Origin of the sequence: Pseudomonas sp. 58 R 3 (assembly GCF_900006605.1) — a bacterium.
In the GTDB taxonomy this organism is placed as follows: domain Bacteria; phylum Pseudomonadota; class Gammaproteobacteria; order Pseudomonadales; family Pseudomonadaceae; genus Aquipseudomonas; species Aquipseudomonas salomonii.
Genome location: NZ_CVTT01000035.1, coordinates 1 through 12,989, shown reverse-complemented (window position 1 = coordinate 12,989; position 12,989 = coordinate 1). Strand labels below are relative to the sequence as shown.

Annotated in this window: 12 protein-coding genes; 4 read left to right on the top strand and 8 right to left on the bottom strand. The window is 59.5% G+C overall.

Annotation, left to right across the window (positions count from 1 at the left end; translation table 11 throughout):
* Positions 1–6: 6 nt before the first annotated feature.
* From BFP92_RS05095 to BFP92_RS05070, 6 genes are read right to left on the bottom strand one after another with little or no spacing between them, the layout of a single operon-like run.
* Positions 7–777, bottom strand: coding sequence for a class I SAM-dependent methyltransferase (locus tag BFP92_RS05095; protein ID WP_065912306.1), 771 nt, complete (start codon positions 775–777; stop codon positions 7–9).
* Between the two features lie 12 nt (positions 778–789).
* Positions 790–1,926 (bottom strand): SDR family oxidoreductase, encoded by a 1,137-nt coding sequence (locus BFP92_RS05090; protein ID WP_065912305.1) that lies wholly within the window; start codon positions 1,924–1,926, stop codon positions 790–792.
* Positions 1,923–2,648: an SDR family oxidoreductase gene (locus tag BFP92_RS05085; RefSeq protein ID WP_065912304.1), complete on the bottom strand. Its 726-nt coding sequence runs from the start codon at positions 2,646–2,648 to the stop codon at positions 1,923–1,925. Before BFP92_RS05085 ends, BFP92_RS05090 begins: the two co-directional genes overlap by 4 nt.
* A gap of 10 nt (positions 2,649–2,658) precedes the next feature.
* Entirely contained in the window at positions 2,659–3,387 is a 729-nt protein-coding gene (locus BFP92_RS05080) for a sulfotransferase-like domain-containing protein (protein WP_065912303.1), read from the bottom strand.
* A complete protein-coding gene (locus tag BFP92_RS30165) occupies positions 3,384–4,607 on the bottom strand; it encodes a transaldolase family protein (protein ID WP_139114033.1) in 1,224 nt (407 codons plus the stop codon). The genes BFP92_RS05080 and BFP92_RS30165 overlap by 4 nt, the downstream gene beginning before the upstream one ends.
* A 25-nt stretch (positions 4,608–4,632) precedes the next feature.
* Positions 4,633–5,349 (bottom strand): HAD family hydrolase, encoded by a 717-nt coding sequence (locus BFP92_RS05070; RefSeq protein WP_065912301.1) that lies wholly within the window; start codon positions 5,347–5,349, stop codon positions 4,633–4,635.
* Between the two features lie 256 nt (positions 5,350–5,605).
* Here BFP92_RS05070 and BFP92_RS05065 point away from each other — a divergent pair, with 256 nt between their 5' ends.
* The 4 genes from BFP92_RS05065 to BFP92_RS05050 all read left to right on the top strand — a co-directional run bounded on the left by BFP92_RS05065 (position 5,606) and on the right by BFP92_RS05050 (position 9,883).
* On the top strand, positions 5,606–6,406 hold the full coding sequence (locus BFP92_RS05065) for a glucose 1-dehydrogenase (RefSeq protein ID WP_065912299.1): 801 nt from the start codon (positions 5,606–5,608) through the stop codon (positions 6,404–6,406).
* The gene (locus BFP92_RS05060; RefSeq protein WP_065912297.1) at positions 6,399–8,225 is read left to right on the top strand and encodes a glycoside hydrolase family 15 protein; all 1,827 of its coding nucleotides are present in this window, start codon (positions 6,399–6,401) and stop codon (positions 8,223–8,225) included. Before BFP92_RS05065 ends, BFP92_RS05060 begins: the two co-directional genes overlap by 8 nt.
* Positions 8,226–8,348: 123 nt before the next feature.
* On the top strand, positions 8,349–8,981 hold the full coding sequence (locus BFP92_RS05055) for a GNAT family N-acetyltransferase (protein ID WP_083221700.1): 633 nt from the start codon (positions 8,349–8,351) through the stop codon (positions 8,979–8,981).
* On the top strand, positions 8,978–9,883 hold the full coding sequence (locus BFP92_RS05050; protein WP_065912295.1) for an alpha/beta fold hydrolase: 906 nt from the start codon (positions 8,978–8,980) through the stop codon (positions 9,881–9,883). Before BFP92_RS05055 ends, BFP92_RS05050 begins: the two co-directional genes overlap by 4 nt.
* Here BFP92_RS05050 and BFP92_RS05045 read toward each other — a convergent pair.
* The gene (locus BFP92_RS05045; RefSeq protein ID WP_065912294.1) at positions 9,866–12,091 is read right to left on the bottom strand and encodes an ATP-binding protein; all 2,226 of its coding nucleotides are present in this window, start codon (positions 12,089–12,091) and stop codon (positions 9,866–9,868) included. The genes BFP92_RS05050 and BFP92_RS05045 overlap by 18 nt on opposite strands.
* Positions 12,092–12,191: 100 nt before the next feature.
* A partial coding sequence (locus BFP92_RS05040; RefSeq protein ID WP_065912293.1) for a GlxA family transcriptional regulator occupies positions 12,192–12,989 on the bottom strand: 798 nt, incomplete at its 5' end.

Sequence of the window (12,989 nt, the reverse complement as noted above, 5' to 3'; positions counted from 1 at the left end):
ACGCCCTCACACGGCGCGGGCGGTGTGGATGACAAAATCACAATCCATCCCGTCGAAGACAGGCTGAAAATCACCGTATTCCTTATGGGCAGAGAAGCCGCTGGCCCGAATCTCGTCGGCCAGGTCCGCTGGCAATAACGGATACACTTTCAGGCTGTAGCGTTGTTTATCGTCAAAGTCGTAAATGAACTCACACACCTGTGCATCGACCCTTCCCAGGCTGACCGACGCGCTGGCACCGCAGTAATAATAATTGCCGCTGGATTTGAAGTTGCCCGCGCGAATAGCACGGAAATTACGCTGATCAACAATCAACACACCGCCTGGCTTGAGCAAGGCCCTGAACGTGCGCAGCACGCTTATACGGTCGCTGGCCTCAAACACATGGCACAGTGAACTGCCCAGGCACACCACGGCATCGAACGTGCCCAGCATGTCCGGGTCGAGCTCAAGCCACTCCTTGTGGTGGGATTCAATTGCCAATTGACGCTCAAGAAAGTTTTTTCGGGCTTTGTCCAGCATCGTGCCGCTACCGTCCGTAGCGACCACCTCGAAACCCGCCTGCTTGAGTTGCACGGCATGAAAACCACTGCCCGTGGATACATCGAGCACCGATTTCACTCCGTGACTTTTCAGCAACTGCTCAAAGAACCCCTGTTCGCCGGCCTTTCTTTTTTCCCAATCAATCAACGCGTCCCAGCGCTCGACAAAGTCCGGCGAATACTGCGTTGAGTAATGGGCTACTTCCTCGTGTTCATACCCCAGAATTTGACTCATGGCACACCGCCCCTAGCCGATTGAATTTTTGAAAGACAGGTACTTTCCCGCCAACTCCCGAGCACAGTCCGCAGACTGCCGAACCGACATGATGTCCTTGGAGTACCCCAGCATCGTCTGCATGATTGCCATGCACCTGGGGTTGAAGGTGACCGAGCCGTCACAATGGATTTCGTCGATACCATCATGGCTTTGGCAAATGCTGTTGAGGCGCACCGCGTCGTCGTAGGGGCACTCGTCGGAGAACTGCACCTTGATGCGTCCATCCTGAAGCCAGACCGGATAGCCCCCCGGAAGCCCCAGCGGGCCTGGCGCGTGCACCAGTACCGGTGTCGGTGAGAACAGCCCTTCGATCACAGTGACCGCAGAACACGCGGTTAGAAACTGCCCATCAACCCCGCCCAAGCGACGAAACTCGGACTTCACCGTCGAAAAAATCACCTCATTAGACAGGCGAGCGACCTCACGCCGGCCGCGAACCTCATACAGCAAGCGATAGCTGGCACGCGGGGGCAGGCCGCCGCGTGGCACGTAGTGGCTGAAATAATGCTGGGCGTACAGCATCACTTCCACGTCAGCGGGAGAGCACTTCAGCAACCGCGCGATGGAAAAACGCACGGCCGGAATCAGGTTGGCGACATTGCCCACGCCGATATCAGGGGCCAGCCCGACCCTGGCCAGGATCGGATTGACGGCATCGGGAAAAGCCGCATTGACGGTCAGGGTGGCGATACCGGAGGCCTTCACGGCTTGCATCAAGTCATGCATCAATGTCAGGTGCATGGGTAGCCAGGGACCGAACTGTGCCTGGTCAAGCTGCTCGAACGAGCGTTTGGGCAACCCGGTGATCACTCGCCAGGACTGCAACGAGGCGCAGTTCACGATGATGTCCGGCGCGTGCTCCCGGAGCACCTGGGTAACGCTGCCGATATCGGTCAAGTCAGCGATCACCGGCGAGATAGCAACATACTGTTCCAGTTGTGCGCACGCCAGCGTCACCAGGTTGCACAGTCTGATGGTCGCTTCTTCGTTGCGCCCCAGCACGACAAACTCGAACCTGTTCCTGGGCGCCAGAATCTTGAGAATTTGCAGGCACAAGTTACCGGCGCCCACCAACAGCAACTTTTTCTTCGGTATGGACTGGTTCATCGTGGGTAGGCTCCGTTATCAACCGGAATAACCTTGCCGGTCATATGCCGAAAACCATTACCGACCAACAGCAGGATGACCTCGGCCACACCACTGGGCAGGATCGGGTCCTTGAGAATTTCCTGGCGTGCGTACTCCGCCCGCCGATATTCAGGAATGGTGTCGTAGATGGCGGTGCCGTGAATCAGTGCCGGCGATACTGCGTTTACCCGCACAAAAGGCGCGAAGTTCCAGGCATTGGCCTTGGTCAAGCCGATCACGGCAGCCTTGGTGGCGCCGTACAGGGCATCACAACTGCCCACTTCCCCTGCCACTGAGGTGATATTGACGATGCTGCGCGGCGCTTCGTGCTTCATTTCGCGTTCGGCGAAGTCTTTGGAAAGATAAAGTAATGCTTTGAGGTTAACGTTAAGCATTTCGTCCACTTCGTTATCGGAATAGGCGTAAATACTTTTGCCGTGATACAGCCCTGCATTATTGACTAACCCATAGAGCGTGGAATGACGCTCATACAGGCTTGGAATAAAGCCCTTGATCACAGCATCATTGGCAAGATCGGCAACATGAGCCTCCAATACACTCGCACCGTAAGTCTGTTGCAGCCTGTTAAGGGCGTCCGCGTCCTTATCCACGGCAATGACAAAGTAACCTTCAACAATCGCCCGCTCCAGGGTTGCCCGACCAATTCCATTCGCGGCACCGGTAATAACCAACTTTTTCATGCCCTGCTCCCTATTGACAGAACTCGTTCATGCGCGCGTAAAAAACCCGGTGATAGTCATACATCGCTTTTAACGCGGGTATAGTGTCGAGTTCCTCTTTAGTAGCGTAAGGCTTACTCGATGGAATAATGCATTCACTGTTTTCTGCTGCAACGTGCCAACTTCTCCAGGTTTTCCATTGGGGCGGGCACTCGCGCTTCCACACCATGGCTTGCGGCAGGAATTCAATACCCAAATAGTCACACAGCTTGTCAATCACCCGTTGCGGATCTGCCGCCAGGTCATCAGCATTAATCACATAGGGCACTTTGCCGGTAAGTTTGGTGACCACACAAAAAATTTCGTACAAGGCTTTATGCCCAATGGCTTGCAACGGCATGTTGGGGTGTACGCGATAATGCGAAAGAATGCTGCTGGCGGGCTCGCGAACAAGAAAGATATTGTCTTGTTGCGCCAGAAACTCCACGTCAACTTTCAAGTCATCGAGGCAGTGATAACACATGTCTTTATGAAATACGTTGGCCGTTTCCCTGGTCTTTACCAGTCGCTCTTTTATTGCCTGATAAGTGGTGGGGAAACTGTGATCCCATTCATCCGACGGGATTTCAGAATCGGCAGAAAATGCCATATGGGCAAACGGCTCGTGGAAGACTTCGAAGTCTCCGCGCTCGATAAACACGCGTTCCAACACCGTGGACCTGGAACGGGGGTGCGCCCATAACCCGACCATCTTGTTCATACCAGCACCCCGTAGTCGGCCGCCATGATCGTATTGAGGGAGCGGCTGAAAGCGTGCACAGGGGGGCAGAGTCGCGTGCAGAAATCGGCCAGGCGCCGGTGCGCACTGTTGGCCTCATTGCAGGTGTTGATAAAAGCCTCATGGTTGCAAAAGTCATAAGGCTCGATGCCGTCCAGAAAGTAGGCTTCGCAGAAATATGGAATACGCAACAACTTCGCAAGTGTCGAAGCTGGCGGCTTCAAGGGTTCCCCCGCAGGAAACACCGGTTTACCGCGACTTTCGCGCTCAACCAAAAACTCAACCACTTCCGGCGTCAGCGTGTAGCACGTCGCCAACAAGCCGGTCTTCTCCAGGTGCCAGCAGTGCTTGTTGCCACGCTCGTCGACATCGACTTTTATGCTGGAAAGCAGGGTTTTAACCGGCGCGGCTGACGCCGAGACCAGCGCCTGTACCTGCTCATAAACCAACAACTCGGCCCAGCGCAGGTCCTCCGGGCTCAACGCCAAGCCACGCTCCGCCGCTTGTAGCGCAAACTCGGGCTGACAGGCAAAGCGCCCGATCATGAATGTGATCACATACTGGCAGTGGCGGGTGTCGACACCCTTGCTGCGTGCAGTCCCCCTTGCACGTTCTATGGCCTCGATGCCTGCCTGGAACTGCGCAACCGTGAAGCAGAAGGTGATGTTCACTGAGCTGCCTTGCGCCACTAGATGCTCAACCGTCGCAAGGCCCTCCAGGCTTGCGGGGACCTTCACCATCACATTCGCAGCCAACTGACGCAGCGCCACTCCCCTGGCAGTCATGCGTTCAGCGCAGCGCACATCGACAGGATCGACTTGCGCGCAAATCCAGCCTTCACGCTGGCCGGATTGAACCCAGCGCTGCTTCAGATCCGAAGCGCCCTGCACGATCACTTCGTCGTACAGCTTCCTGCGCAACTCTTGGGGCGCCAACTGGGCGAGATTGAACCGCGACAACCAATAGTCACGTTTTTCAAGAATCACCGCCGTTACCAGACGAGGGTTTGTCGTTACATTACTGAACCCGCCGGGTTGCGCAAACGTGTCGGGCATTAACTGTTCGATGGAACTGAAGGCTGCGGGGTATTTCTCAAGCAAGTGTGTCTTGTAAGGTAGATAGACGGCCGGCGACGAATCCCACCACACCTCCGACCGTTGATCATTACTCTTTAGTCGCTCTGTATAACCTGAAATCTTCACAGCGCCTCCTCCTTGAGTAGTCATATCACGCCAGTAACGTACGTAATTCGCGCATATCGGAAAAAGGTAACGCCCCGGCATCGGCCAACACTGAATGTCGGTCCACTGGCCCAAAACCCAACACACTTATATTGGCTGCAACCGCCGCGTGAATACCGGCAACACTGTCTTCAATAACCCGTGCATCAAGGGGGTCGACGTTATAAGCAGCGCACGCCGTTAAAAACACCAAAGGGTCTGGTTTCCAACGGCCTAGTTCGTAACAACTGAATATGCGCCCCTCAAAATAAGACAACAGTCCCGTGAGGCGTAAACAGTGCTCTATTTTATTAAGGGGCGCACTGGAGGCTACGCAAAAAGGCAGCGTCAGACTTTCCAGCACTTCATGGATTCCATCGGTAGGTTTTAACTGCGCAGTCAAAGCGACGCGTGCATGCTGACGAAAAGTTTGTTCGAATTGACTGTCCAGGCAAATATTCAAGCGCTGTTCTGCTTCACGTAAGCAGTCGGCAATCTTGCGCCCACGAAAGCGCTCAATGAATTCTACTGAGTCAAGCCCCTTAGCCTCTGGCGCGTCACGACGTGCTTGTTCATTCAGCAGGGAAATCAATACAGACAGGGTGATTTCTTCGCTTTGCACTAATACACCGTCGCAATCGAAGATCACTAACTTAGGCACGCCCACGCGGACAGGCGCTGCCTCCTGAACTGGTAGTTCCCCTATAAAGGCCAATGGGTGCATAGGCATCTCTTATAGGTATATCCGCGATGACTTCTGAACTACCAGCGGAGCACATTGATGAGTGCCTATAAGACCCTCAGGGCAATAACCTGTCAAACGATTTTTAGTGGATTATTAATTACTTTTAATTATTTATAACGTGTTTTTTATTCCGATAAAGGCGACGCCACCATGGGGAAACCCATTTGAGCTGGCTGAACTTCTACCGACGCGTGTCAGTCAGCACAAAGGACTCTCATAAAACGGTGGGCGGGCAATGCAGATCTCCTTGCAGCAACAAGTGGCCCTGGTCACCGGCGCCAGCTCCGGCATCGGCGCAGGTGCGGCCAAGGCGTTGGCCGAGGCCGGGGCGGCCGTGGTGCTTAACTACAATTCTCAGGCGGCGCCGGCGCAAGCCCTTGCCGCTCAGATCAACGCAGGCGGCGGGCGAGCGATTGCCATCGGTGGCGACGTGTCCAAAGAAGCCGACGTGGAGCGTTTATTTGCCCAGACCGTCGAGGCCTTCGGCCACCTGGACATTCTGGTGGCCAACTCGGGCCTGCAAAAAGACGCCAATCTGGTCGACATGACCCTCGATGACTGGAACACCGTGATCGGCGTCAACCTCACCGGCCAGTTCCTGTGCGCCCGCGCCGCCGTACGGATCTTCAACCGCCAAGGCATTCGCGATGGCGTCTCGCGGGCGGCCGGCAAAATCATCCACATGAGTTCGGTGCACCAGGTCATCCCGTGGGCCGGGCATGTGAATTACGCAGCCTCCAAGGGCGGCGTGGAGATGCTGATGCGCACCCTCGCCCAGGAAGTCAGTGAACAGCGCATCCGCATCAATGGCATCGCGCCAGGGGCGATTCGCACCGCAATCAACCGTGCGGCCACGGAAGGCGCGGCTGAAAAAGAATTGCTCAAGTTGATTCCCTACGGCCGCGTAGGCGACGTGGAAGACGTGGCCAATGCGGTGGTCTGGCTGGCCAGTGATGCCTCCGACTACGTGGTGGGCAGCACCTTGTTTATTGATGGCGGCATGAGCCTTTATCCGGAGTTTCGTGGCAATGGTTGATTTCAAGAACGAACCCCAAAGCGCCATCGATGCCCACGGCATCATCGGCGATATGCGCAGCGCCGCGCTGGTGAACGATAAAGGCAGCATCGATTTTTTCTGCTGGCCGGAATTCGACAGCCCGTCGGTCTTCTGCTCGCTGCTGGACACGCCCGAGGCCGGTGTTTTCCAGCTCACTCCCGACCTGCCCAACGCGCGCCGCGAGCAAATCTACCTGCCCGACACCAATGTGCTGCAAACCCGCTGGCTGAGTGATGAAGCGGTGGTGGAAATCACTGACCTGCTGACCGTCAGCGAAGACGTCGACGAACTGCCGCTGCTGATTCGCCGCGTGCGTGTGGTCAGCGGCGAAGCCACCCTTCACCTGCGCTGCGCCGTGCGCCATGACTATGCGCGCGCGCCGACCCAGGCGAAGGCCGATAACGGTGGCGTGCTGTTTACGGCTGACGGCCAGCCGGGCCTGCGCCTGGTCGGCAGCCATCCGCTGAACCTCGAAGACCAGGCGGCAGTCGCACGCTTTAGCCTGAGCCAGGACGAAGGCGCCGAGTTTGTCCTCGGTGGCGCCGACGACCCGCGCGTCACCAACGACTGCACCGACCTGTACCTGGAACGCACCCTGAAGTTCTGGCGCGGCTGGATCGCGCAATCCAATTACCGTGGGCGCTGGCGCGAAATGGTCAACCGCTCGGCGCTGGCCTTGAAGCTTTTGACCTCGCGCAAACACGGCGCGATCATCGCCGCCGCCACCTTCGGCCTGCCCGAGTCTCCCGGCGGCGAACGCAACTGGGACTACCGTTACACCTGGATCCGCGACGCCTCGTTCACCGTCTACGCGTTTATGCGCCTGGGCTTTGTCGAGGAAGCCAACAGCTACATGCGCTGGCTCAAAGGCCGGGTCAGTGACTGCTGCGGGCAGCCGACCAAAATCAATATCCTCTATGGCATCGATGGGCGTCAGCAACTGCCGGAAACCACACTCGACCACTTGAGCGGGCATGGCGATGCCAAGCCGGTGCGCGTCGGTAATGAGGCATTCGACCAGATCCAGTTGGATATCTACGGCGAGCTGATGGACGCGGTGTACCTGGTCAACAAATACGGCGAGGCGATTTCCCATGAAGGCTGGAAGCACACGGTGGAAGTGGCCGACCAGGTCTGCGAAATCTGGAACCAGAAAGACGTGGGCATCTGGGAGATGCGCGGCGAACAGCATCACTTCCTGCATTCGCGGCTGATGTGCTGGGTAGCGCTGGACCGCGCGATCCGCCTGGCCTCCAAACGCTCGCTGCCGGCCCCATTTGCACGCTGGGACCAGACCCGCCAGGCCATCTACGCCGATATCTGGAGCAACTTCTGGAACGAAGAGCGCGGGCACTTTGTGCAACATATCGGCAGCACCGCGCTGGATGGTTCGATGCTGCTGATGCCGCTGGTGCGCTTCGTCGCGGCCACCGACCCGCGCTGGCTGTCGACCCTGGAAGCGATCCAGAAAAGCCTGGTGCGTGACGGCATGGTCTATCGCTACCGCAACGACGACAGCCAGATCGACGGCCTGCAAGGTACCGAAGGCGCCTTTACGGCCTGCTCGTTCTGGTACGTCGAATGCCTGGCCCGCGCCGGCCAGGTGGAGAAAGCCCACCTGGAATTCGAACAACTGCTGCGCTACGCCAACCCGCTGGGCCTGTACGCCGAAGAATTCGACAGCCAGGCCCGTCACCTGGGCAATACGCCCCAGGCGCTGAGCCACTTGGCGCTGATCAGCGCGGCGACTTTTCTGGACCGCAAGCTCAGTGGGGTAAAGACCGTGTGGCAACCCTGAGGCGGGCTGGGCACAATGGCCAGACCCGTCGTTGGGTTGTGCGCAAAACATGGAGGTAGAGGTGGAGCGGCATCCTTTAGTCAAAATCGTTGATCGCGATCCGGTTGTCGCGACACTGGCGCCATGAGCGGATTTCCTACCCTCGCAACCCCACGCCTGCGCCTGCGAGAACTGCAAGTCACCGACGCCCCCGCGCTGTTCGCCATCCACGCCGATGCCGCGAGCATGCGCTGGTTCGGCGCCGACCCCATGACTGACCTCGCCCAGGCCGAAGCCCTTATCGACACCTTCGCCCAGTGGCGCACTCACCCCAACCCAGGCACCCGCTGGGGCCTTGAACACCAAGGCACATTGATCGGCAGTTGTGGCCTGTTCAGGTGGAACCGCGCCTGGAACAGCTGCGCTTTGTCCTGCGAACTGGCACCTGCTGCTCGCGGGCGAGGTTTGATGCGCGAAGCCTTGCAGGCCATGCTTGATTGGGGCTTTGAGCATATGCAGTTGCATCGGGTAGAAGCGATGGTGCATCCGCAAAACTCTGCTTCGCTAGCGCTATTGAAACGCCTGGGTTTTAAAACCGAAGGCACATTGCGAGAGGCCGGATTCTGGAATGGCCAGCGGCATGACCTGACAGCACTGGGATTATTGGTGCGCGAGTGTCCAGACAAGTCAGAATATTGCCTTCGATCGTTCGATCTCCCGTCACAGCGTTCGACTAAAGTTTTTCACTTTTGGCCAGCTACGAGAAGACCGTCATGACCCCACTCGCCCCACTGCTCTACGTGCGCACCTCCATGCTCGACGTGGCCTATGAAGCCCACGGCCCCGAAGGCGGTGCGCCGATTATCCTGCTGCACGGTTTCCCCTATGACCCGCGTGGCTACGATGACATCGCGCCGGTGCTGGCCGAGCGTGGCTACCGTGTGCTGGTGCCCTACCTGCGCGGCTATGGCCCGACGCGGTTTATCAATGCGCAGGTCATGCGCTCCGGCCAACAGGCGGCGTTGGCCAAGGATTTGCTGGATTTCATGGATGCCCTGCACATCCCGCAAGCCACGTTGGCGGGTTTTGACTGGGGTGGCCGCGCCGCGTGTATCGTCGCCGCGCTGTGGCCCGAGCGCGTACGTGGGTTGGTGACGGGAGATGGCTACAACATTCAGGACATCGCCCATTCACTCAAGCCGCGCGCGCCCGACACAGAGCATCGCCTGTGGTATCAGTTCTACTTTCACACCCAGCGTGGCGTGGACGGCTTGACCGCCAATCGCCGCGAGCTGTGCGAACTGCTGTGGACGCTGTGGTCGCCGACCTGGGCCGCAGGGCCGAGCCTCTACGCCAAGACCGCGCCGTCGTTTGATAACCCGGATTTTGTCGAGGTGGTCATTCACTCCTATCGCCATCGCTTCATGTACGCCCCCGGCGACCCGGCGCTGGAAGCCATCGAGCAGGCACTGGCGCTGCAGCCGCCGATTTCGGTGCCGAGCATCTCGCTGTGCGGCGCCGATGATGGCGTCGGCCCGGCCCCGCTCGAGGACGACGATGTGGCATGCTTCAGCGGCGTGTATCGGCGTCAGGTGTTGCCGGGGGTTGGCCACAATGTGTTCCAGGAAGCGCCGCAGGTGACCCTTGAGGCGCTGTTTGAACTACTCGACAGAACCTGAGAGCGCCGCCGCGATCCTGAAGCTGAAGACACTGCCCTGCCCCACCACGCTTTCTGCCCAAAGCGAGCCGCCGTGGGCTTGGACGATGCCATGGCAGATATACAAGCCCAGGCCGCTGCCATTGGGGTTGCCCTCGCGGGACGTCCAGTAGCGCTCGAAGATGCAGGGCAACTGCGCCGCGCCGATACCGGCGCCATTGTCACACACGCGAAACAGCACATCGTCGCCTGCTGCCTGAGCGATCACCTCGATCGCCCCGCCCAGGCCAGTGAACTTCAGGGCATTACTCAGCAGGTTTGAAAACACTTGGAACAGACGCTCAGGGTCGGCCTGCACGCACAGCCCTGGCTGGGTCCGCCACGTGAGGTTGACGCCCTTGGCCGCTGCCAGCGGGTGCCACATCAACCCGAGCTGCTCGAGCGTGGGCGCCACGTCCACCGCTTGCAAGGCGACCTGGTAGCGCCCCGCTTCAATGCGGGAAAGGTCGATCAAGTCCGTCAGCAACGTGTTCATACGCGCGGTCGCGGTTTGCATGGTTTGAATCGCGGTGTTCAAGCGAAGGGTGGCTTTGGTGTCGTCGGCGGGCATCATCTTGTGCATCATGCCGCATTGCATCAGCAGGATCGTCAGCGGGCTGCGCAGGTCATGGGAAACCACCGCCACCAGCTCATCCCGCGCCCGCACGGCTGCATGCTCGCGCTGTACCTGGCGCGCCAGGTCATGCTCCAGGGCGTTACGGCGCAGGCTCTCCACGGCCTGTAACTCCGAGGCCGACCATTGCAGCGCCTTGCCGTCGACCTGCTGTTTCCATAGGGCAAATGACTGACGCGGGCTTAACGCCGCCGCACCCGCCTCGCTGTGTTTGATCGGTTCGCCACTCCACTGCACGGTGGTTTTGACCTCAGGGCGGAACCACATCACTGCGTTGTCCGTAGGCTTGGGCAGTCGCAAGGCTAATAAGCCGCTGGCGAAGGCCTGGCAGGCGGCAGCCGGCGGGAAGTCGGCGGACAATTGGTGGCTGGCGACCACGCCTTTACCTTGCTGCTGAATCCACGGGTACAGCGCGCGAATGTCAGCCTCGCTGGGGCAAACGCCAAAGCGATGCAGGCGCTCCTCCACCAGAATGGCCAGCCCCTCGGCGGCTGTCAGGCTCAGCAAGGTGTCGGCGTGCGGCAACAGGCTCTCCAGTACATCGCACGTTTGCGCCGCCATGGCGGCGACCAACCTGTCGATCATGCCGGTTTTTTCCTGCTGCTGACGACGCGCCTCCTGTTCCTGAAGCAACGTGATCTGCATCGACAACAGCTGGCCGATGCTGATACAGGCGGTGCGTAACTCATGGGGCACGCGCAAGGGTTCACGGTGACCGCAGGTAATCAGCCCCCAGAGCTGATCGTCCTTGAGCAGGGAAATGCTCATCGACGAACGCACGCCCATATTTTTCAGATAGCGACAGTGAACCGGGGAAACGCTGCGCAGCACCGCAAAGCTGAGGTCCAGGGCTTGACCGGTGTCCGGGCGCAGGGCCGGCAGGATCGGCACCGGCAGGTACTCGGCGTCGGGAATCACCCGAATCCAGTTCAGCCGGTAGAGTTCGCGGGCTTGGGGCGGGATGTCCGAGGCAGGGAAACACAGCCCCAGGTACGGCTGCATACCGTCGCTGAGGGATTCGCCGATGACTTTGCCGTGGCCCTCCTGCTCGAAGCGATACAGGGTAACCCGGTCATAGCCGGTCAGGGCGCGAATCTCGGTGACGCAGGTCTGGTAGAGCCCATCGAGGCTCTTGGCCGACTGCAGGCGGCGCAAGGTTCGGGCCACGTGCATCTGGGCCGCATGCCGGGGCGTCACGGAGCGCTCCAACTCGAGCAATAACAGGCCTTGATGGCGGTGCAATAACGCATCAAACAACTCGCCATTGAGCGTCACCTGATGCAGTTCATCTTCATCCGCATCCAGGTCTGCCAGCGCCAACCGAATGCCGGCCAACGCCGCATCGCCAACGAGGCTGGCCAAGGCCTTCCCGGTCAAGGTTCCAGGCCCCAGCCCCAAGGCTGCATTGAGGTTAGTACTGGCTTGCAGCACCACCAACGCCGGTTCGCTCAGCGTTAACAACAACCCGTGGGGTTGGATGGTCCCTGGAATGTGAATGGGCTCGCTCGCGCAATCGTCCCGCAGGGGATTGGCGTTGATCGCAGGCAATGGCTTCATGGGGCAGGTCACGCCGGGGGCGGAGGGAAGAGGGACGCAAGTCGCTGCACGGGGTACTGCCGCCAAAATAGCACCTTGGTTCAACGCTGTACGTTTTCATTCAAACCGGTTGGCAGAAGCGCTCCCGGTAGGCCTGAGGCGTGACATCCAGGGCCCGCAGAAAGCTGCGCCGCAGGGTTTCCTCACAGCCAAAACCGCATTGCACCGCAATGCGTTTGATCGATGCAGTGCTGTCGGCCAACTGCCGCCGCGCCGTTTCCACGCGAATCAATTCGACGGCGCGGGCCGGGGTCTGGCCGGTTTCGGTGCGGTAGTGGCGCACAAAACTGCGCTCGCTCATGCCGGCCTGGGCGGCCAGGGTGGCGATGCTCAGGTCCAGGGTGAGGTTGTCGGCCATCCAGGCATGCAAGTCGGCAAAGCGGCTGTCGCCCTTTTGCAGCGACAAGGTTGCGCTGAATTGTGATTGCCCGCCCGGGCGTTTAAGGAACACCACCAAATGCCGCGCCACTTCCAGGGCGACGGCGCGGCCGAGGTCTTCTTCCACCAGGGCCAGGCACAGGTCGATGCCGGCGGTGACGCCCGCGGAGGTCCACACCGCACCTTGCTGGATAAAGATCGGGTTGGACTCCACCGTCAGCGCGGGAAACTTGCGCGCCAGTTCTTCACAGCGGGTCCAGTGGGTGGCCACACGGCAGCCGTCGAGCAGGCCGCTGGCGGCGAGCAAAAAAGCCCCGGTGCACACCGACGTCATGCGCCGTGTGTGCCTGGCCTTTTCGCGCACCCACTGCACCAACGCGGGGTCTTCGGCGGCGCCGTACACGCCCCAGCCGCCGGCGATCACCAGCGTGTCGCAGGATGTATCCGCCGCGGGCAGCGGCTCGGCCACCAGCGCCAGGCC

Excerpts from the sequence above, each read along its gene's own strand:
- BFP92_RS05070 (WP_065912301.1), bottom strand. The coding sequence starts at position 5,349 with ATGCACCCATTGGCCTTTATAGGGGAACTACCAGTTCAGGAGGCAGCG.
- BFP92_RS05060 (WP_065912297.1), top strand. The coding sequence starts at position 6,399 with ATGGTTGATTTCAAGAACGAACCCCAAAGCGCCATCGATGCCCACGGC.
- BFP92_RS05090 (WP_065912305.1), bottom strand. The coding sequence starts at position 1,926 with ATGAACCAGTCCATACCGAAGAAAAAGTTGCTGTTGGTGGGCGCCGGT.
- BFP92_RS05050 (WP_065912295.1), top strand. The coding sequence starts at position 8,978 with ATGACCCCACTCGCCCCACTGCTCTACGTGCGCACCTCCATGCTCGAC.
- BFP92_RS05045 (WP_065912294.1), bottom strand. The coding sequence starts at position 12,091 with ATGAAGCCATTGCCTGCGATCAACGCCAATCCCCTGCGGGACGATTGC.
- BFP92_RS05085 (WP_065912304.1), bottom strand. The coding sequence starts at position 2,648 with ATGAAAAAGTTGGTTATTACCGGTGCCGCGAATGGAATTGGTCGGGCA.
- BFP92_RS05055 (WP_083221700.1), top strand. The coding sequence starts at position 8,349 with ATGAGCGGATTTCCTACCCTCGCAACCCCACGCCTGCGCCTGCGAGAA.
- BFP92_RS05095 (WP_065912306.1), bottom strand. The coding sequence starts at position 777 with ATGAGTCAAATTCTGGGGTATGAACACGAGGAAGTAGCCCATTACTCA.
- BFP92_RS05065 (WP_065912299.1), top strand. The coding sequence starts at position 5,606 with ATGCAGATCTCCTTGCAGCAACAAGTGGCCCTGGTCACCGGCGCCAGC.
- BFP92_RS05080 (WP_065912303.1), bottom strand. The coding sequence starts at position 3,387 with ATGAACAAGATGGTCGGGTTATGGGCGCACCCCCGTTCCAGGTCCACG.